We start from the raw sequence: 19,237 nt of genomic DNA on the forward strand, positions 1-19,237 counted from the left end.
GAGAACAAACTAAACAACAGACCAAGAAAACGATTAGGGTTTAAAACGCCTATGCAGGCGTTCTATAATATTAATTAAGCGTTGCACTTGGTGTGTTAATCTAAGCGTAAAAACGCTCACGCTCTCGATATTTACGACATTAACAAGCTTCTAATGACTGATTATTTTTTATGACTTGCTCTACTGACTTTTTATTGTTTAAGTGGGTTATCAGATTTGTTAGAATCAGTCAACAAATGGCTGTCGCGAATGTCGTCAAACAGTGACCAGTCGGGCGCGGTATTATCCTGCTTAATGAAACTCATATCGCCGGTCGTTTCCATAATAACGGCGAATACTTCGCTCTTTGATTTCAATCCATTCTTACGCAATACTTCTTGCACGTCACTTTTGGTCAGATTGGCCTCTTTTAAATTATCGCAAAAATACTCTCCGTGCGCCATTAATATGATTGCTTGATTATCAATCAGCGATTTTAGAGGCTTAAATTTACGCCTAATAAGAGATATAGACCCTTGAATAAGAAACAACACCGCAACAGCGACTAAGCCTTGTGACAAAGATGGACTGTCAGATAAGATGGTTGACGCCAGTATGCTACCAATAGCGACGGTCATGGCAAAATCATAGCTTGAAAGCTTGGAAAAACTGCGTAACCCCATCAACCGCGTAAACAAAATGAGTCCCAAGTATAATCCAAGCGCCGATAGTGAAATGCCAACTATTTGCTGCCATTCAATCGCAAACCATTTTTCCCACTGCATACACTCGCCTTTTTTATTTGGTTTTAACGTCTAAAAACTTTTTTAAACTAATCCTCTATTAAGATAACAGCATTATTGTCAACAATAAATAATCACACTTTGTCCAAACTTACAGAATTTAAGTCACTTCCTCAAAAAAACATCATAAAAAAAGCAACCTGATGAATGGTTGCTTTTTTTTAACGTCTAAACAGTATTTTTATTGTTTTAACAAACAAAGGAATCAATACTTATCGATCATCTTTATGATATCAAGTTGGCTGATAAATCAGTTTACTCAATAATCAGTAAGATTAGATAGCTTCGATTTGCTCAGCTTGTGGGCCTTTTTTGCCATCACCTAAGATGAAAGACACTTTTTGGCCTTCGGCTAGAGTTTTGAAACCGTTACCTTGGATAGCGCTGTAGTGAGCGAATACGTCTTGTCCGCCATTGTCTTGAGCGATAAAACCAAAACCTTTAGCTTCATTAAACCACTTTACAGTGCCTTCAACTTTCTCTGACATAAATTTTCCTAACTCTTTAACTGTTGGCGAGACGTGTGTCATCACCGATTGATTGATATATACTCGAGTGCTTTTTGCTAAATGCATCGGCTTAAACCCTTGATTTATCTAGAAGATAACCTCAAGCTCTTGCCTAAAATCCTACGAGTACAAGCTGATTATAGCAGCTTTTCTAAACTGCAACAGGTTAAATTATTTTTTTTTGTAAAAAACCGCGGTCTTCTGCTAGCTTTATCATTAAATAACTATTTATTATTTAAATAGTTGATTTTAATAACTATTTTATAACATTTAAGCTAAAAAATTGATTTTCCATGCTCTTAATAACATAACAACCAAAAACATCATCTAAGCGCTAAAACATTGTTATGCAGGTAGCGGTAACCAGGGCGATAATAAAACCAGTAGACATAAGGCAAAAAATATCAAAGAAAAGGATTGGCTATAGGCGATATATTTAGCTGGCACCACCAAATCCTTTGGCGAATCTGGTATGCCTTTGCGTTTGAGCAGACGCGTGCCATATATCCAGCCGTAGATGGTATAGATGCTATAAGCGACTGGCACGGCAATGGCCAACGGCGCCAAATCAATGACGTACAACGCCAGAGTAGAGACAAAGAACCAAGCGGTATCAAGTAAAGAGCTGATGCGAAAGAACTTAGATTGCAGCAGCTTACCTTGGTTGCGCTTGAGCATCTCGCCTTCTATCCAAATCAATACTGCTACCACAGCGCTCAGAGTAATGTAGATAAATTGCGGCGTCAGCCAGTTAGGACTTGGTATTTGCACAACAGACAACCTGTAATCAAGAAAGAATAAGAATAAAAAATCAAGCGCTCAGATCATTCTTTAGCGTTTGGTTTTAGTATTTTTTTAAATAAAATAAGCAAGTCTGCTTATATGAGGCAGTAATAAATAGTTTTCAACCACTAACAAGTGATTACTGGGACAACTTTCTCTAGATTATTGAATTGCTAGCCATTAAAAAACCCATGCTATCGAGTGATAACACGGGTTTTAATTTTTAGATGATTAAAATATCAAGTGTTGATTAATCGCTTAATTGCCTGATTAATCACTAATAAATTAGTTTTTGTCTTTATCGATGATTTTATTGCCACCAATCCAAGGCATCATGCCGCGCAGTTTAGCACCAGTCACTTCGATTTGGTGCTCAGCGTTGTTACGACGACGCGCAGTCATTGAAGGATAGTTGGTTGCGCCTTCACTGATGAACATCTTCGCGTATTCACCAGATTGGATGCGTTTTAGCGCATTACGCATCGCTTCACGTGATTGCTCGTTGATCACTTCTGGACCAGTCACATATTCGCCGTACTCAGCGTTGTTGCTGATTGAATAGTTCATATCAGCGATACCGCCTTCATACATGAGGTCAACGATAAGCTTTAGCTCATGTAAACACTCAAAGTAAGCCATTTCAGGAGCATAGCCGGCTTCTGTTAGGGTTTCAAAGCCCATTTTTACCAGCTCAACCGCGCCGCCACAAAGCACCGCTTGCTCACCAAATAGGTCGGTTTCGGTTTCATCTTTAAAGGTCGTTTCGATGATGCCTGAACGACCACCACCAACACCAGCAGCATAAGACAAGGCTAACTGCTTAGCTTGACCAGACGCATCTTGATAGATAGCGATTAAATCTGGGATACCGCCACCTTTGGTAAATTCTGAACGTACGGTATGACCTGGTGCCTTAGGCGCCACCATAATAACGTCAAGGTCGCTACGTGGCTCTACTTGGTTGTAATGGATCGCAAAACCATGAGCAAAAGCAAGGGTGGCACCTTCTTTGATGTTTGGCTCAATCACATCGCTATAAAGCTGTTTTTGGAACTCATCAGGGGTCAAAATCATCACGACGTCAGCCGCTTTTACCGCTTCTTCTACTTCAGCAACTTTAAGGCCCGCGTTTTCCGCTTTTTTCCATGAGCTAGAATTGGCACGTAGACCAACGGTGACATCGACGTCTGAGTCCTGTAAATTCAACGCGTGTGCATGGCCTTGTGAACCGTAACCAATAATGGCAACTTTTTTGCCTTGGATGATTGATAGGTCACAGTCTTTGTCATAATAAACGTTCATAAATAGAGTCCTTTTCCTAAAACATGGCTGGCCATGGATAATAAGCGCTCCTGCTCTAACCGAAACTCTAAAGTGTTGGCTAAAATGAGCGCGCTGTTGATAATAAATTAAGGTTTTTAATAACGATTATAAAATTATAAGCTTAGTGTTTTTTCGCCGCGTGCAATGCCAATCACACCCGAACGCACCACTTCCATAATGCGCTCGCGACCAATCACATCGATAAAGCCGTCAAGCTTGGCTTTATCACCAACGATTTGAATGGTGTATAGGTTAGAATTGACATCAACGATTTGAGCGCGGAAAATATCAGCACTGCGTTTAATCTCTTCACGTACACCGCCCGACGCTCGTACTTTAATAAGCATGAGCTCACGCTCGACGTGCACATTGTCTGTTAGATTGAGCACTTTAACCACTTCAATCAATTTATGCAATTGCTTGGTGATTTGCTCGATTCTTTCAGGCGAGGTAATGGTAGTGACCGTCAGACGTGAGATACTTGGATCATCAGTAGGGGCGACGTTTAACGTCTCGATGTTATAGCCGCGTTGGGAGAACAAGCCGACTAACCGCGACAACGAACCCGCTTCGTTTTCCATCAATACCGAAATCAGATGTTGTTGTTGCATTAGGTACGCTCCCCTTTTGTTAACCACATATCACGCATCGCTTGCCCAGCGACTTGCATCGGATAAACATGCTCATTACGATCGACATAAACGTCGATAAATACCAATTTATCAGTCATAGCCATAGCTTCAGCCAATTGTGCCTCCATAGTCGCAGGATCGGTGATCTTAATACCGACGTGACCATAGCTTTCAGCCAATTTGACAAAGTCTGGTAGTGAGTTCATATAAGACTGCGCATGACGGCCTTCATACAGCATGTCTTGCCATTGTTTAACCATACCTAACTGTGCATTGTTTAGGTTCAAAATTTTGACTGGCAAGTTGTATTGTAAGCAGGTTGATAACTCTTGAATATTCATCTGAATAGAGCCTTCACCAGTAATACACACCACGTCGCGCTCAGGATTGGCAAGTTTTGCCGCCATGGCATAAGGTAAGCCCACACCCATGGTGCCCAATCCGCCGGAATTCAACCATTGACCGGGCTCATTATAAGTATAATAAAGCGCGGCAAACATCTGATGCTGACCGACGTCACTGGTGATAATGGCGTTACTATTGGTTACTTTATCCAAAGCTTGCACCACCGCTTGGGGCTTAATACCATTATCGGTATTGGTGTCATAGCGTAGACCATGACGCGTACGCCATTCATTAATTTGTGACCACCAATCTAACAAGGCATGTTGCTCAAGCTCTTTATCATCACCGATGATCTCTAACATATCGGTCAAAACCGCTTTAACATCGCCGACGATTGGAATATGGGCATTAATGGTTTTTGAAATGGATGCCGGATCAATATCGATATGAATAATCGTGGCATTCGGACAGAATTTTTTGACATTATTGGTAACGCGGTCATCAAAACGTGCACCGATTGCCAAGATGACATCAGCGTGATGCATACTCATATTGGCTTCATAGGTGCCATGCATCCCAAGCATGCCTAAGAACTGACTATCAGAACCTGGGAAAGTACCCAAACCCATTAAGGTATTGGTAACTGGTAAGTTTAAGCGATGAGCAAGCTCAGTCAACTCTTTACTGGCTTTACTCCAAATGACCCCGCCGCCTGCATAAATAACAGGACGCTGTGCTGACAATAAAGTTTCAACGGCCTTTTTAATTTGACCGCTATGACCTTTTAGTGAGGGCTGATACGAGCGGATAAACACATCTTTTGGATAAGCGTAGGCAAATTTTTCACTTGGCGCTGTCATATCTTTTGGTACGTCAATGACTACTGGGCCTGGACGTCCAGACTGAGCGATATGAAAGGCTTTTTTGACAATCATAGGGATTTCGCTAGCATGGCGCACTTGGAAGCTATGCTTGACGATAGGACGTGATACACCGACCATATCGGTTTCTTGGAAGGCATCTTCACCGATTAGGCTACTAGGTACCTGACCTGAAATAACCACCATCGGCACAGAATCCATAAACGCGGTGGCGATTGCCGTCACGGTATTGGTCGCACCTGGACCTGAGGTCGCAAGCACCACACCTGTCTGACCGGTCACGCGTGAATAAGCATCTGCCATGTGGCCGGCTGCTTGTTCATGACGCACTAAAATATGCTCAATATTTTCTTGTTGAAACAAGGCATCATAGATATGTAGAACGGCGCCGCCTGGATAGCCAAAAATATATTTGACCCCTTCGTCGGTCAGTGCCTGCACCAACATCTCAGCGCCAGATAGCATCACAGGCTGCTCGCTACCCTCTGCAAGGCGTTGTTGCTTTTCTTCAAAATTTTTGGCGGCATTACCCGTTTGGGTATGTCCAGTCATATTCGGACTTTGCGTGGTTTGCGTCACTGTCATCACCTTTTTTTGTGGTAAGAATGGTCGCTCATTTATAAAAGAAAACACCGTTTTTACAAGGTTATTGGTCTTATAAAGAAGACTTGGGATTCTTATCCATATCAAGAATGTGTGCCTACTATATTCAAGTAACACTGTTATATAGAACAGCATGGCCCTCAAACACAGCAATATATGTAAGGTCAGCTTTGTGGCGGGATTTTATCGACAGACAGTGACAAGATGCGAATGCACCTATAAAAGAGGCTTATTATTTTGAGAATACCAAGTTACGACAGTAATAAATAAAGGGAGGCAGGATATGAAACGACTCTCAATAATATTGGCACGCTATAGGATCGCTAAATCTTATAACTTATTTTATGAGTTGTTGTTAAAACTATACATTGCGCCCTATTGTTTATTACAGCCAAATCTTACGAACCACAGTAATAATAAGTTTATCTTAGTCATTGTAGACAGATAAGTCCGCAGACAATAAATATAGAATCTGATAATCATTGCGATAATGACCATCTACTTTATATTTTTGTCACAAAGAAAATAAAACTGAGCAAGCTACTGATAAGCAACCCGTAGTCCTTATTTTCAAGTGCCACGGCAATTTTATAAAAGCCGCTCACTGACCAATCAACTGCTATTATATTCGATGGTTTAAGCACCTTTGTCAAGAAAAATTTCTAAACCCTATCCCTAACTATTAGTTATTAAATAATGTACATCTATAAGTATTATTTGCTAAAATCAAACGCTAGTGTATTTATATTGTTATCGAGACGATTAAATATTATCCTTATCTGATAAATACGTCCGTTTCTTACCTATTAAGAGGATTGTCATTATGGCAATTGTTACCATGGCATCTGCGTTTCGTGTGAACACCGCTACCAAACTGCTTCTAAGTATCAGCACGGCGTGTATGCTCATGCTGCCAATCAATGCCAGTCATGCCATTCAGGTTTATAAATCTATCGGCGCGCATGGCGAGGTGAAGTACAGCCAACACGCCCCGCAAAATGGTAGAAATATTGAAGTGATAGAGTTTCGTAGTGACGGCAGACAAAGTAACGCCGGACAATTGGCAGGGAAAACCGAAGCCAATCAAGCGGCTCCGCAAAGTGCTGAAGAACAGCGCGTGGCTCAGCTAGAGGCGCGCATTAAAGAACAAGAAGCACAGGCGAATGCTCAGCGTTGCCAGTCATTACGCAATAATTTAACCAACCTAAATGTTGGTGGGCGTATCTATGAGATGGATGCCAATGGTAAACGTCAATATTTAGATGGACGTGAAATTGAGCTAAAACGCGAGCGTGTACAGCAAGCCATCAATCAATATTGTAATGGTACCTAAACTCGGTCTTTATATACCTTTGAATAATACCATCACTGCTCTATTCAACGTTAGTCATTGATACTGATAACTGATGATTCAGTCAGTTATCAGGTGCATAATATGGCGGATAGCAACGGGCATATCCTGTGCTTGCAAGCCTCGTTGGCCGATCAATAATGAGCGACAATTATGAGTATGGCTAAGACTTTCTAAATTTTCTGCCTGCCCCGCTAAGCAGTCGCCTGCCAGACCGTGAAGCAGAACCGCTTGGTGCAAACTACGCGCTTCTTCGGTCAAATCCTTTTGCGCTAGCAGACCTGCAATGACGCCTGATAACACATCGCCCATGCCAGCGCTTGCCATCCCTGCATTGCCGACGCCACAAACGTAAATTTGTCTTTCTTCAGCCTTTTGTTCTAGTACTAACGACCCTGCCCCTTTTAGCACCCAATCGCCGCCATAGATTTTGGCGCACCGTTTTATCATGGCTAGCCTATCCTCTTCTACTTCATTGACCTCTTTATTCAACAATCTTGCCGCTTCACCACTATGCGGTGTTAGGCAAACTTGATGTTCGCTACTATACGCTTTTAGCTGTGTAACCAGTTTATACTGCTCTGCCTGCAATGTTGCCAAATGGTATAAACCATCCGCATCAATCACTATTGGTTTGCTGTTTTCTATCGCCGTTTGGATATAATTTATAAACAACGCTTTTGCTTTGTCATCACGGCCAAGTCCCATGCCGATAGCAATAACACTGGCTTCTTGGATGAGGTTTTTTACGCCATCTGTATCGTGTAAATTGATGGTCATCGCATCAGGCAATGAAGTTAATAGCGCTCCATGAAATGCTTCATGACAGGCGACGGTAATTTTACCCGCACCAGTCGCCATCGTACTTGAAGCCGAGAGGATAGCAGCACCGCCCATGCCCTGCGAGCTATCAACGCGATTACCGCCAATCACCAATACATGCCCGTAACTGCCTTTATAACTGTTTTGACGGCGTGGATTTAATGGATAAGCTGCTGTCAGTAGCTTGGCAATTGGCTTAAATTCTTTACTAGCCATTTGATAAGGTATGAGCGGAATGTCAATAACTTGTCCGCTATAATCCATACCATCGTTAGTATGCAAACCAAATTTGCGCGCAATCAAACATAATGTCGCATCAGCGTTTACAGCTACTTGGTCGAATACTTGCCCAGTAGAAGCAACCAAGCCACTGGGCACATCAACCGCAATAACCAAAGCGCCGTTGTACTGCGCAGCATCGTTAAGACTATTAATTGCCTGTTTATAAATACCATCAGGCGCGCGGTCTAAACCTATACCAAATAACGCATCGACGTAGACGTCGGCTTGTAGCTGCTCACTTACGTTTTGCTTGTCATCAGAACTCATGTCTTCAAAGCGTAAATAATCACAGTTAGCAGACAGCGCTATTTGTAGAGCTTGGTTGGCATCAGATAAAGAAGCTTCTTTGTTAGATGACTGCGTTGTCTCAGCTATCGCAAAAACTTGTTTATCAAAGCCAACCGTGATGATTTGTACTTGCCAGCCTATTTGCTGCAAATAATAAGCAATCAACCAACCATCACCGCCATTATTACCCTTTCCAACCCAAATACTTACTCGAGGCGAACAATTATTGCGATTATCAGTGTTAGTAAGTGCTGAGGAATAAGAATTAAGCATTTTTTGCTCATAAAGCACCACAATATAATGTGCCATCTGCCATGCAGCCTGCTGCATTAATCCAAAACTATCATGACCTGCGCCAAACCATGCCTGCTCCATAGCATAAATCTGCTGACTACTATACAACGCTACTGGTATGGTCGTTTTTGTGGATACATCGGTTGCTACTGGCATGGTTCATCCTCGCTTATTTTTATTGGCTGGTTTTATTATTTTAATCATAAGATAATGTATGGGTGGTATCAGCTCTATCAAATTTTACGAGAGCTTACAGCTTGGTATAAATACAGATTTATTGGTTTTGCTACTTGCGCTCGTCGCTCACTGGCTTATCATACTGCTATTCACATTATCATTTATAGCGCATTATGAATAGCAAAGCCCAACCTAAACAACTTCAATCGACACAGCCAGACGCACAGACCTCAGATGCTCACAACTTGGCAGCGCAGGCGTCTGCGCCTAATCGTGTAGAGCAAGCAAGAATTGCCGTTCATAATGCGTCAGAATTTGCTACACCGGCAGACGTCAAACAATGGATTAAAACCCAAGCGCAAGGCCTAGGATTTGCTGACTGTGGTTTTTTATCGGTGCATCATCCTTTATTTATCGAGCAAACAGAACATCTAAAGCAATGGCTGGCAAAAGGGTATGAGGGGCAATTGCAGTTTATGCATCATAACCATCATCTGCGGGCCCAACCTGAGCAATTGGTAGAAGGCGCAAAAACCATCATCAGCGTGCGCATGGATTATTTAACTCAAACTCCCACGCCGCGCGCAGTTACTGATAACGCTTATCCCAATCAAGGTATCATCGCCCGTTATGCTAGGGGGCGTGATTATCATAAGACCATGCGCAGTCGCTTAAAGCAATTGGCATTAAAAATTGAAGCCATGCTACCTGAATGGCAGCATATTAATATTGGCTCAGAGCAGGATTTTATTTTTCGCCCCTTTAGCGATTCTGCGCCTATCTTTGAGCGTCCTATTGCCGATGCGGCGGGGCTTGGCTGGACGGGCAAACATACCCTGCTCATAAACAAGCAAGCTGGCTCGTTTTTTGTATTAGGCGAGCTATTTATGAGTCTTGAGCTGCCTGATGACGAACCGGTCAAGGAGCATTGCGGCAGTTGTAGCGCCTGTATTGACGTCTGCCCTACGCAAGCAATTATTGCGCCCTATGAGCTTAAAGCCTCTGCTTGTATCTCTTACCTTACCATCGAACACGACGGCATTATTGACAGCAAATATCGCCGTGCCATCGGTAATCGCATCTTTGGCTGTGATGACTGTCAGCTTATTTGTCCGTGGAATCGCTATGCCAATATCACCCCAGTAGAAGATTTTTCCCCAAGGCATAATCTTGATAACAGCAGTTTACTTGAGCTATGGCAATGGCAAGAAGCGGAGTTTATGAAAAAAACCGAAGGCAGTCCGCTTAGACGCACCGGTTACGTGAATTTTTTACGCAATATCGCCATTGGTCTTGGCAATGCAGATGGTAGTACGGAAATAATTACTCAGCTGCAAGCAAAATTAGGCGTTCATAATGCCATGCTAGACGATCATATCCATTGGGCAATTAAAGAACAACAGGAAAAATTAGAAAATTTAAAACCGTAAATGCTATGGAAAATAAAGACCAAAAAAATGCCTCTAATTATATTAAGAGGCATTTTTATTAGCACATAACTTTAAATATCTGTGTTTAAGCGCTTATGTTTAAATACTTATATTTAAACATAAGCACTTAACAGCCTATTACGGCTTAGGAATACGTAGAACTTGACCTGGATAAATCTTATCGGGATCAGAAAGCATTGGTTTGTTGGCTTCAAATATTTTCATATAATCGCCAGTTGAACCATACACTTCTTTGGCAATTTTAGATAAGCTATCGCCAGATTTTACTGTGTACATGGTAGATTCAGGCGCATCTTCTTCAATATCGATATTATCAATAACTTTAGCGACGTTTTGCACGTTACCGATAGCGATAATGGCTTTTTCGCGATCTGCTTGGGTTTTGGCCTTACCACTGATTTCTGCGGTATCTGTAGAACCGTTATATTTTACTTTTAGATTACTGATATTCAGATTTTGCTGCTGAATACGGCGTAGTAAAATATTGGCAACTGACTGAGCAGAAGGCTCTGTGCTTTGAACTGGAGTATTAGCATCCGCTTTGGTTTCTGCTTTAGCGTCATGCTTGGCATCGTCACGGTTAAAAATCTTTTCACCGATGTCTTTTGCAAAACTGAACATACCCATAAAATTGCTCCTTAAAATATTGTTATCTATTATTTATCATTATTGTTTTAATAGGCAATGTATTTAACGTTTGTCACTCTCGCATCGCCTACATATGAACATAACTTTTATCTATAAACAGTGGTTTTAATCGATATAACAAATATCACCTTATTACTGCTTACCATTCTTAGTATAGACAATGGCAAATACCGTCTCTAGTAATAGTATGTTGAGTAATGTTGATTTGGCGTAGCTTATGTAACTTTATTATTAATAGCTACCATTCAAATATGGCAGTGAATTGAGCAAATATAAGCAGTAAAACAGAGAAATAATCACTACCTCTAAAAAATAGCGTTAAAAAAACCGCTTATCAATAAAGATAAACGGTCATAGCACACTTACTAAGCAAAGGATTAATTACAATTGCGCTTGTACGTAATCAATGGCTTTTTGAACAGTCGTTAGTTCTGCTGAATCTTCATCAGGGATAGTGATGCCGAAATCGCTTTCGAATGACATAACCAATTCAACTAGGTCTAATGAATCAGCGCCTAAGTCTTCCATGAATGAAGCATCATTATTGATATCTTCAACGTTCATACCTAATTGTTCCGCTACCGCAGATTTAACTCTTAGCTCGGTATCATTACTCATGTAGATTTCTCCTTTTTGATCTATTATTTCGACAAATTGCCATAGTCTTATGATAAAGCACTATGGCAGTATATATAAAATGGGCTGGTCAAATTATCACGGCTGTCTAGAAGACAGATAACCAATTACACGTTTTGACTAATGTCTGCTAAAACCTAGCTATCATACAGGGCTTTGACAAAAAAGTATCCGCTATTATAGCACCCTTTATTATAGTTTACACTCGTTCACAGATTTTTTTATTATAACTATGTAACGCACCGTTATAATAATAAATAACGCTAAATTAGAATAATAACTTCTAACCCTACATGTACATACCGCCATTGACAGGAATAACCGCGCCAGTAATATAGCTGGCTTCATCACCTGCTAAGAAAAATACGGCGGCGGCAATATCTTCTGGCTGACCAAGACGGCTGATTGGAACCGCATCAAGCATTGAGTTAAGTAGGCGCTCGTCAAGCTCATCGGTCATATCGGTTTCAATAAGACCCGGTGCCACACAGTTAATCGTCACTTGGCGTGAGCCGATTTCGCGCGCTAGCGTTCGGCTAAAGCCTTCGACGCCGGCTTTAGTGGCCGCATAGTTAGATTGACCCGCATTGCCCATTTGTGCAACCACAGAAGTAATATTGATGATACGACCACGACGCGCTTTCATCATTCCGCGTACTGCCCGCTTACTCATACGATAAACCGAAGTCAGATTGGTATCGACAACATTGTCCCAATCTTCATCTTTCATACGCATCAATAAACCATCTTGAGTAATACCGGCATTATTAACCAGCACTTGTACGGCACCGTAAACACTTTCGATTTCTTCAAATAACTTATCAATCTGCGCCGTATCGCGCACGTCTAGCACGCGCCCGATACCGCCACTATCGTTTAAGTATTCTTCGATAAGTGCTGCGCCTTTTTCGGTGGTCGCGGTGCCAATGACAAAGTGTCCTTCTTTGGCAAAACGTTTGGCAACGGCTTTACCGATACCGCGGCTTGCGCCTGTCACTAATGTAATCGTACGGCTCATGATAATACCTCCATCAACTTATCTAAACGGGCAGGCTTGTCGGTAGGATAACTCACAATAGGATGTGCTTGACGCTTGGCCAAATTACTTAAAACATTACCACTGCCACATTCGATTAAAATATTAATTTGCTTGTCGGCCAATTCCTGCATGGTTTTTGACCATAAGACTGGTTCACTGAGCTGCTCGGTCAATGCTTGCTTGATAGCGACTGCATTGCTTTCAACGCGCGCATGGCGGTTTTGAATCACTGGAATGGCCGCTTGATCAAATTGAATGGCTGCCAACTCTTGCGCCAAAGCGCTAGTCGCAGGTTCCATAAGCGCACAATGCGACGGCACACTAACCTTTAATGGGATGGCTTTTTTACCGGTATTTTGAACTTTATCAATCACGGCATTGACACCAGCGGCGTTACCTGAAACCACCACTTGACCTGGACTATTAAAGTTTGCGGCGCCAACAATGGCATCATCAACGTGCTCGGTCGCTTGTTCGCATAAGTTTTCGACGCGGTGGTCTTCAAGACCCAGTACCGCTGCCATCGCTGTATCGACCCCTGCCACCGCCTCTTGCATCAATTGACCGCGTTTATGCACCAGTTTGACCGCATCAGCTAAGGATATTACGCCAGCAGCACATAAGGCGCTATATTCACCCAAGGAATGGCCCGCTAGGTAACAAGGCTTATCTTCTATTTTTTGTTGTAAGATGCGCCAAATAGCGATACTAGCAGTCAATAAAGCCGGCTGAGTATATTGGGTTTGGTTCAGTTTGTCTTCGTCCTGACAAATTACCCATAAGTCTTCACCAAGCGCTGTACTGGCTTCGGTAAAGGTATCACGAATTTCAGGATAGGTTTCAGCAAGCTCGCTCAGCATACCGACCACTTGTGAACCTTGTCCAGGGAATAGCACAGCTATACGGGTGGGTTGTTTTTTTACCATATCGGGTACAGAGGCCATAACCAATATTCCTTATTTAATTGGAAATACCCCTAAATGAATGGGGTCTATTATAGAATTAGAGACTAATAAAAAGATTCGCTGTACAAAGCACCGCTATCATTATTCCTTTAAGACAGCTGACTGCTATTAAACTATACACTGACGCAGACAATAAGCATAGCTATCAAAGACTGAACGCTTAAAATGTGTTATCTCTATAATCACTACTTGATAAAAAATAGATAACAAAAAGCCAAGATATCTGACTTCATAATATATGATAGCGAGATAACTTGGCTCTTGTTTGCTTAAACTGCTTGCACCATAACAACTGTGTAAAATCATCGATAGTCATTAGAACTACCAGCATTTTGCATCAACCATCAGCGCGCAAATAAATTAAGCGTCTTGACTAACTTTGAAAAGCTGGCGACCACGATAGAAACCATCTTTAGTCATGTGATGACGACGATGTTTTTCACCAGTAGTAGCGTCGATGCTTAATTCAGCCACTTCCATACGATGATGTGAACGGCGCATGTCACGACGAGAACGACTTTTACGACTTTTTTGAACAGCCATGATATAGCTCCTATACTTAAAAGGGTTAAGCTTGAAATTCAGCTTTAATCGATACCGACAGAGGCTATATAATCACAACAACCTAAGTCTTACGCATCATTAGTTAAATAGATTGCCACACGTATTAAAGCGCTGATTACGTCTAAAATCTATAGTTCGTTTGCAAGGCTAGCTTCTCTCTGCCAGCGGCAGGTTGCTAGAATGCAATAAACGGGACATTATACGCATGTTTCGCCAATTAATAAAGCCTTGCTTTTCACTCTTGGGTAAAAAGCTGATAAAAGGTAGAAAGTAATGATTTATCGACGTTATACTGCCAGTTACGCGGCTATAACTTGCCCTTTAACGATGCTAACGCTGCAAAAGGATTCTCATTTTCCTCTTCTTCTGGAATGTCACCAAACTGCTCAACGCTCATCTCGCAATCATCGTGCTTTGGTGCCATGGGCGCTTTTAGCAAAATTTCATCTTCGATCAATTTTTTAAACGGCAATAAACGCTCAGGCGCAGGCTCAGTGATAATTTCATCGAGCAGCAAGTAATCCTGCTCTTCACCGACCAAACGCACTTGGCTTTCGTTATCTAATAATGCAATATCATAGCCATCAGTCAAATTAATAGCAATCGGTTGCAAACAACGCTGACAAGTCAACCATATCTCACCTGTGAAAGTAAAAGACAAATGCAACACATTATTATGGCGATATAGATTGGCTTTAAGCTCAAGGTTTGATTGCTCGTGCTCAGTTGACAAGATGGCATTTAGGCGCTCAAACGAACGCGGCGCAACTTGCCCTGACCATTCAAAGCCACTGTCTTCCCATTTGCTTAAAGAGATATCCTCTGGCAAGTTGCTCGACATCGTAGCTGCTGTTTTGTCAGCCTGAAGCGCTGACGGCTTGTTTATTGGAGTGCTTGACATGCGCGGCCTCATTCATCAAAAACGGTGTATAATATTGCCTGCCATACTAACGGAAAGCGCTGATGAGCGCTAGGGCTAGTATGTTAAGATTTTTGGTAAGTGCTTTCGTATTAAGTTTGCATTTACCTTGGCTTGCTCGCGTTGCAAATCATGCGCTCTACCTTTTTATTTGGTTAATATATTCATATGATATCGCCTGCTGTGGATCCTGACTTTTCTGTTTTGCTTTCTGTTTCTGACGCAAAACGCTTGCTACATCGTTTAAATACTTTAGAAACCAAAAAGCCACCTGAGTCTTTGAGCACTATTTCAAAGATGCAGTTAAACGCACTGTCAGAACAATGGCAGAAAATTATCCATGCTGAAAATATCAACACTGTTGATGAGAATGAAAAAACAGCGACCGATTGGCTGATAAGTCTCTTTAATACGTTATTTGCCCACCAGCACGTTATCCTAGTACGTGGCGCTGGCGAACCAGAGTACTTTCCTGCCAAAGACAATCAGCCAGCACGTATTAAATTTGCCCATGGTTTCTTTCAAAGCGCATTGCATGAGCTAAGCCATTTTTTTATTGCAGGTGAGCGTCGTAGACAGCTCTCTGACTTTGGCTACTGGTATGCTCCCGATGGGCGCACAGAGGCTCAACAACAAGCGTTTGAGCGTGTAGAAATCAAGCCCCAAGCGTTAGAGTGTTTATTTACTTTAGCGTGCAGACTTCCTTTTCAAGTCTCGCAAGACAATCTGTTTGCCACCTTTGATACCAGTACCAGCACCTTTGCGCAGGACGTCTATCAGCAGGCCAAAGCATATATCGCTGAACCTCACGTCATACCACGTGATGCCAAAATATTATTGCAAGCATTATTAACGATTTGTACTGCTAATTAGCGATGAAAAACTGCGCTCTATATATGTATTTCCTGTCGAAAGCGGTCCACAACTATAGTGTTAACGTTTCCCTACCCACCGTAACGCCTTGCTAATAAACTTATATTTACTTTGCGTTATACTGATTGAATAGTAGTTCTATCTTTTGATGCTGTCAGAGAGATATGCTAAAAAACAAAAAAATTTCATTTTTTAAAAACTACCTACGAAGCACTCTATAATTAAAAAATAAGGAAAAATCATGCAAGTATTTTACATTCATCCGGACAACCCACAACCGCGGCTTATCGAACAAGCAGCGGATTTATTACGTAATGATCAATTAGTTATCTATCCTACCGATACCAGTTATGCGTTTGGCTGCCGCTTAGGCGCTAAAGACGCGCTAGAAAAATTAAAACACATCCGTGAGCTTGATGATAAGCATCAATTTACCTTGTTATGTCGCGATTTAAGTGAAATTGCCAACTATGCCACGGTAGACAATGTGCAATTTAAACAGCTAAAAGCCCATACACCGGCACCGATTACCTTTATCTTAAACGCCACCAAAGATGTACCTAAGAAGTTGGCGCATCCTAAGAAAAAAACCATTGGTATTCGCGTGCCAAGCAATCCTATTGCGCAAGCATTGCTAGCAGCGATGGATGAACCTATATTGACCAGTTCACTCATATTGCCGCATCGAGATGAGATATTGGATGATCCATTTGAGATTGAAGAGTTACTCGGTAATCAAATAGATGGTCTCATTAATGCGGGTATCAAAACCACCAAACTGACTACTATCGTCGATATGACCACTAATCAGCCCGAAATCATCAGACAAGGTGCTGCTGACGTCAGCTCACTCGTACCATAAAAAAATTTTAAGAATAAAAGGCATAAAAAAAGCTCCAAATTATTGGAGCTTTTTTTATTATACAATGAGCGTATAAAATTAGTCACGATCAACCAATTCTACATAAGCCATTGGCGCATTGTCACCATCACGGTAACCGCATTTTACGATACGCAAATAACCACCTGGACGAGTTTGGTAACGAGGACCTAACGTGCCAAATAATTTACCTACCATAGTTTTGCTACGCATACGGCTAAATGCCAAACGGCGATTAGCAACGCTGTCTTCTTTAGCCAAAGTGATTAATGGCTCAGCAACACGGCGCAATTCTTTTGCTTTTGGTAAAGTTGTTTTGATCAGTTCATGCTCAAATAATGAGTTGGTCATGTTCTGAAACATTGCCTTACGATGACTGCCGGTACGACCCAGCTTGACTCCACTCTTACGATGGCGCATAGTCAAAAATCCTTAAAGTTTAACGGCTACGATAAGAAAAGCGATCATCGACACGAAGGTCAGCTGGTGGCCAATTGTCTAGGCGCATACCGAGCTCTAAATCTTTAGACGCTAATACGTCTTTGATTTCGGTCAATGATTTCTTACCAAGATTTGGGGTTTTTAGTAGTTCAGTCTCTGAACGCTGTACCAAATCACCGATATAGTAAATGTTTTCAGCTTTCAAGCAGTTGGCTGAGCGAACCGTTAGTTCAAGATCGTCCACAGGGCGTAATAGCACCGGATCAACCTCTTCTTTTTCTTTCACAGGCTCAGGCGCTTCTTCAGCTTCTAGGTCAACAAAGATAGAAATCTGCTGTTGTAAAATAGTGGCTGCTTTACGAATTGCTTCTTCTGGATCGATAGTGCCATTAGTTTCAAGCTCGATGATAAGACGATCAAGATCGGTACGTTGTTCTACACGTGCGTTCTCAACCTGATAAGCAACACGCAGTACTGGACTAAAACTTGCATCAAGCTTTAAGCGTCCAATCGCTTTAGTGTCACCATCTTCACGGCGCTGGTTTGCTGGCTCATATCCACGACCCATTACCACACGCAAACGCATCTTAAGATGACCACGGTCGCTTAATGTACCTAATACCAATTCTGGATTGATAATGTCGACATTATGCGGCAACGTGATGTCTGCAGCAGTAATAGTGCCTGGACCTTGTTTATCCAAGGTCAAGAATACTTCATTTTGGTCATGAAGGGTGATTGCCAAGCCTTTTAAGTTCAAAAGCAAGTCAAGCACGTCTTCTTGTAGTCCTTCAAGCGTTGAATATTCATGGTCAACACCATCAATCTCAGCTTCAATGACTGCAGCACCAGGTAATGAAGATAACAAGATGCGACGTAAGGCATTACCTAAAGTATGCCCAAAGCCGCGTTCTAACGGTTCGAGCGTGACTTTCGCAATTGTTTCATTAACCGTATCCACGTTAATGGCGTTCGGCGTTAGAAACTCAGTTGCACTTAGCATCATGATGTCACCTCGATTTATTAAACTGGTTTAATTAACGTCAATTGCTCAATGCTATTATTATAACATCGAGCAGTACGTTACTTACTTAGAGTATAGCTCAACGATCAAGCTTTCGTTGATTTCAGCAGGTAGATCAATGCGATCAGGCGCTTGTTTAAACGTGCCCTGTAGCTTGCTGTGGTCAACATCTAGCCATTCTGGAATACCACGTTGTGTCGCTAGTTCAATAGCGTTTTTAATACGTAGTTGTTCGCGAGACTTCTCACGGATAGCGACGACATCACCATCTTGCAACTGAATTGATGGAATGTTCACACGAACAAACTCATCGCGGCCAGCTTTTTTTACCATCACAGTGCGATGGCTAACTAGCTGACGTGCTTCAGCACGAGTTGAGCCAAAGCCCATGCGATAAACGACGTTATCAAGGCGACTCTCAAGCATTGCTAGTAGGTTTTCACCAGTAGCGCCACGCTTACGAGCAGCTTCTTTATAGTAGTTAGCAAACTGACGCTCTAGTACACCGTAGATACGCTTAACTTTTTGTTTTTCACGTAACTGTAGAGAGTACTCTGAGCTCTTATTACGGCTGACACCATGTTGACCAGGTGGACGAGCCGCTTTTTTCGTTTTTACGTCATATGGTTTAACACCAGACTTAAGGCCTAAGTCTGTACCTTCACGACGTGATAATTTGAGTTTTGGTCCAATATAACGGGCCATTGTTATGTCTCCTATAAGCT

20 protein-coding genes are annotated in these 19,237 nt (G+C 42.0%); 4 read left to right on the forward strand and 16 right to left on the reverse strand.

The window, feature by feature from the left end; translation table 11 throughout:
• Positions 1 to 191: 191 nt before the first annotated feature.
• From FOR85_RS10335 to FOR85_RS10360, 6 genes are all read right to left on the reverse strand, one after another.
• Positions 192 to 764 (reverse strand): DUF421 domain-containing protein, encoded by a 573-nt coding sequence (locus tag FOR85_RS10335; RefSeq protein ID WP_144297870.1) that lies wholly within the window; start codon positions 762 to 764, stop codon positions 192 to 194.
• Positions 765 to 1,057: 293 nt separating this feature from the next.
• Positions 1,058 to 1,270: a cold-shock protein gene (locus FOR85_RS10340; RefSeq protein WP_068408416.1), complete on the reverse strand. Its 213-nt coding sequence runs from the start codon at positions 1,268 to 1,270 to the stop codon at positions 1,058 to 1,060.
• 366 nt (positions 1,271 to 1,636) lie between these two features.
• Positions 1,637 to 2,062 (reverse strand): hypothetical protein, encoded by a 426-nt coding sequence (locus FOR85_RS10345; protein WP_144297871.1) that lies wholly within the window; start codon positions 2,060 to 2,062, stop codon positions 1,637 to 1,639.
• A 297-nt stretch (positions 2,063 to 2,359) separates the two neighbouring features.
• On the reverse strand, positions 2,360 to 3,376 hold the full coding sequence (gene ilvC / locus FOR85_RS10350) for a ketol-acid reductoisomerase (RefSeq protein WP_068408420.1): 1,017 nt from the start codon (positions 3,374 to 3,376) through the stop codon (positions 2,360 to 2,362).
• Positions 3,377 to 3,510: 134 nt separating this feature from the next.
• Entirely contained in the window at positions 3,511 to 4,008 is a 498-nt protein-coding gene (gene ilvN, locus FOR85_RS10355; RefSeq protein ID WP_068408422.1) for an acetolactate synthase small subunit, read from the reverse strand.
• Positions 4,008 to 5,840: an acetolactate synthase 3 large subunit gene (locus tag FOR85_RS10360; RefSeq protein ID WP_180952479.1), complete on the reverse strand. Its 1,833-nt coding sequence runs from the start codon at positions 5,838 to 5,840 to the stop codon at positions 4,008 to 4,010. Before FOR85_RS10360 ends, ilvN begins: the two co-directional genes overlap by 1 nt.
• 841 nt (positions 5,841 to 6,681) lie before the next feature.
• Here FOR85_RS10360 and FOR85_RS10365 point away from each other — a divergent pair.
• Entirely contained in the window at positions 6,682 to 7,191 is a 510-nt protein-coding gene (locus tag FOR85_RS10365; RefSeq protein ID WP_223808605.1) for a DUF4124 domain-containing protein, read from the forward strand.
• A 78-nt stretch (positions 7,192 to 7,269) separates the two neighbouring features.
• Here the strand turns inward: FOR85_RS10365 and FOR85_RS10370 are convergent, their stop codons facing one another.
• On the reverse strand, positions 7,270 to 9,051 hold the full coding sequence (locus FOR85_RS10370; protein ID WP_144297872.1) for an NAD(P)H-hydrate dehydratase: 1,782 nt from the start codon (positions 9,049 to 9,051) through the stop codon (positions 7,270 to 7,272).
• A gap of 194 nt (positions 9,052 to 9,245) precedes the next feature.
• Here FOR85_RS10370 and queG point away from each other — a divergent pair, with 194 nt between their 5' ends.
• Positions 9,246 to 10,502 (forward strand): tRNA epoxyqueuosine(34) reductase QueG, encoded by a 1,257-nt coding sequence (queG, locus tag FOR85_RS10375; RefSeq protein WP_144297873.1) that lies wholly within the window; start codon positions 9,246 to 9,248, stop codon positions 10,500 to 10,502.
• Between the two features lie 138 nt (positions 10,503 to 10,640).
• Here the strand turns inward: queG and lysM are convergent, their stop codons facing one another.
• The 6 genes from lysM to FOR85_RS10405 all read right to left on the reverse strand — a co-directional run bounded on the left by lysM (position 10,641) and on the right by FOR85_RS10405 (position 15,276).
• A complete protein-coding gene (gene lysM / locus FOR85_RS10380) occupies positions 10,641 to 11,150 on the reverse strand; it encodes a peptidoglycan-binding protein LysM (RefSeq protein ID WP_144297874.1) in 510 nt (169 codons plus the stop codon).
• Positions 11,151 to 11,552: 402 nt separating this feature from the next.
• Positions 11,553 to 11,789, reverse strand: a complete 237-nt coding sequence (gene acpP, locus FOR85_RS10385; protein ID WP_068034635.1) for an acyl carrier protein — start codon at positions 11,787 to 11,789, stop codon at positions 11,553 to 11,555.
• Positions 11,790 to 12,096: 307 nt separating this feature from the next.
• Positions 12,097 to 12,831: a 3-oxoacyl-ACP reductase FabG gene (fabG, locus tag FOR85_RS10390; protein ID WP_223808606.1), complete on the reverse strand. Its 735-nt coding sequence runs from the start codon at positions 12,829 to 12,831 to the stop codon at positions 12,097 to 12,099.
• Positions 12,822 to 13,790, reverse strand: coding sequence for an ACP S-malonyltransferase (fabD, locus tag FOR85_RS10395; RefSeq protein WP_144297875.1), 969 nt, complete (start codon positions 13,788 to 13,790; stop codon positions 12,822 to 12,824). The genes fabG and fabD overlap by 10 nt, the downstream gene beginning before the upstream one ends.
• 381 nt (positions 13,791 to 14,171) lie before the next feature.
• Positions 14,172 to 14,354, reverse strand: coding sequence for a 50S ribosomal protein L32 (gene rpmF, locus FOR85_RS10400; RefSeq protein WP_068408434.1), 183 nt, complete (start codon positions 14,352 to 14,354; stop codon positions 14,172 to 14,174).
• A 328-nt stretch (positions 14,355 to 14,682) separates the two neighbouring features.
• Positions 14,683 to 15,276 carry a DUF177 domain-containing protein gene (locus tag FOR85_RS10405; protein WP_144297876.1) on the reverse strand — a complete coding sequence of 198 codons (594 nt, stop codon included), beginning with the start codon at positions 15,274 to 15,276 and terminating at the stop codon, positions 14,683 to 14,685.
• 186 nt (positions 15,277 to 15,462) lie between these two features.
• On the opposite strand from FOR85_RS10405, the gene FOR85_RS10410 reads away from it, so the two are divergent.
• Together FOR85_RS10410 and FOR85_RS10415 are read left to right on the forward strand one after the other, a co-directional pair.
• Positions 15,463 to 16,167: an elongation factor P hydroxylase gene (locus FOR85_RS10410; protein ID WP_144297877.1), complete on the forward strand. Its 705-nt coding sequence runs from the start codon at positions 15,463 to 15,465 to the stop codon at positions 16,165 to 16,167.
• A gap of 241 nt (positions 16,168 to 16,408) precedes the next feature.
• Positions 16,409 to 17,029, forward strand: a complete 621-nt coding sequence (locus FOR85_RS10415; protein WP_093069565.1) for an L-threonylcarbamoyladenylate synthase — start codon at positions 16,409 to 16,411, stop codon at positions 17,027 to 17,029.
• Positions 17,030 to 17,107: 78 nt separating this feature from the next.
• Here the strand turns inward: FOR85_RS10415 and rplQ are convergent, their stop codons facing one another.
• The 3 genes from rplQ to rpsD form a co-directional block, all read right to left on the reverse strand.
• Positions 17,108 to 17,467 (reverse strand): 50S ribosomal protein L17, encoded by a 360-nt coding sequence (rplQ, locus tag FOR85_RS10420; protein WP_068408443.1) that lies wholly within the window; start codon positions 17,465 to 17,467, stop codon positions 17,108 to 17,110.
• 19 nt (positions 17,468 to 17,486) lie between these two features.
• Positions 17,487 to 18,494: a DNA-directed RNA polymerase subunit alpha gene (locus FOR85_RS10425; protein ID WP_068408445.1), complete on the reverse strand. Its 1,008-nt coding sequence runs from the start codon at positions 18,492 to 18,494 to the stop codon at positions 17,487 to 17,489.
• Between the two features lie 81 nt (positions 18,495 to 18,575).
• Positions 18,576 to 19,217, reverse strand: coding sequence for a 30S ribosomal protein S4 (rpsD, locus tag FOR85_RS10430; RefSeq protein ID WP_068408447.1), 642 nt, complete (start codon positions 19,215 to 19,217; stop codon positions 18,576 to 18,578).
• Positions 19,218 to 19,237 lie beyond the last annotated feature (20 nt).

It is taken from the genome of Psychrobacter sp. YGAH215 (assembly GCF_007280595.1).
Taxonomy (GTDB): domain Bacteria; phylum Pseudomonadota; class Gammaproteobacteria; order Pseudomonadales; family Moraxellaceae; genus Psychrobacter; species Psychrobacter faecalis.

Excerpts from the sequence above, each read along its gene's own strand:
- FOR85_RS10335 (WP_144297870.1), bottom strand. The coding sequence starts at position 764 with ATGCAGTGGGAAAAATGGTTTGCGATTGAATGGCAGCAAATAGTTGGC.
- FOR85_RS10340 (WP_068408416.1), bottom strand. The coding sequence starts at position 1,270 with ATGTCAGAGAAAGTTGAAGGCACTGTAAAGTGGTTTAATGAAGCTAAA.
- ilvC (WP_068408420.1), bottom strand. The coding sequence starts at position 3,376 with ATGAACGTTTATTATGACAAAGACTGTGACCTATCAATCATCCAAGGC.
- ilvN (WP_068408422.1), bottom strand. The coding sequence starts at position 4,008 with ATGCAACAACAACATCTGATTTCGGTATTGATGGAAAACGAAGCGGGT.
- FOR85_RS10360 (WP_180952479.1), bottom strand. The coding sequence starts at position 5,840 with ATGACAGTGACGCAAACCACGCAAAGTCCGAATATGACTGGACATACC.
- FOR85_RS10365 (WP_223808605.1), top strand. The coding sequence starts at position 6,682 with ATGGCAATTGTTACCATGGCATCTGCGTTTCGTGTGAACACCGCTACC.
- FOR85_RS10370 (WP_144297872.1), bottom strand. The coding sequence starts at position 9,051 with ATGCCAGTAGCAACCGATGTATCCACAAAAACGACCATACCAGTAGCG.
- queG (WP_144297873.1), top strand. The coding sequence starts at position 9,246 with ATGAATAGCAAAGCCCAACCTAAACAACTTCAATCGACACAGCCAGAC.
- lysM (WP_144297874.1), bottom strand. The coding sequence starts at position 11,150 with ATGGGTATGTTCAGTTTTGCAAAAGACATCGGTGAAAAGATTTTTAAC.
- acpP (WP_068034635.1), bottom strand. The coding sequence starts at position 11,789 with ATGAGTAATGATACCGAGCTAAGAGTTAAATCTGCGGTAGCGGAACAA.
- fabD (WP_144297875.1), bottom strand. The coding sequence starts at position 13,790 with ATGGCCTCTGTACCCGATATGGTAAAAAAACAACCCACCCGTATAGCT.
- rpmF (WP_068408434.1), bottom strand. The coding sequence starts at position 14,354 with ATGGCTGTTCAAAAAAGTCGTAAAAGTCGTTCTCGTCGTGACATGCGC.
- FOR85_RS10405 (WP_144297876.1), bottom strand. The coding sequence starts at position 15,276 with ATGTCAAGCACTCCAATAAACAAGCCGTCAGCGCTTCAGGCTGACAAA.
- FOR85_RS10410 (WP_144297877.1), top strand. The coding sequence starts at position 15,463 with ATGATATCGCCTGCTGTGGATCCTGACTTTTCTGTTTTGCTTTCTGTT.
- FOR85_RS10415 (WP_093069565.1), top strand. The coding sequence starts at position 16,409 with ATGCAAGTATTTTACATTCATCCGGACAACCCACAACCGCGGCTTATC.
- rplQ (WP_068408443.1), bottom strand. The coding sequence starts at position 17,467 with ATGCGCCATCGTAAGAGTGGAGTCAAGCTGGGTCGTACCGGCAGTCAT.
- FOR85_RS10425 (WP_068408445.1), bottom strand. The coding sequence starts at position 18,494 with ATGATGCTAAGTGCAACTGAGTTTCTAACGCCGAACGCCATTAACGTG.
- rpsD (WP_068408447.1), bottom strand. The coding sequence starts at position 19,217 with ATGGCCCGTTATATTGGACCAAAACTCAAATTATCACGTCGTGAAGGT.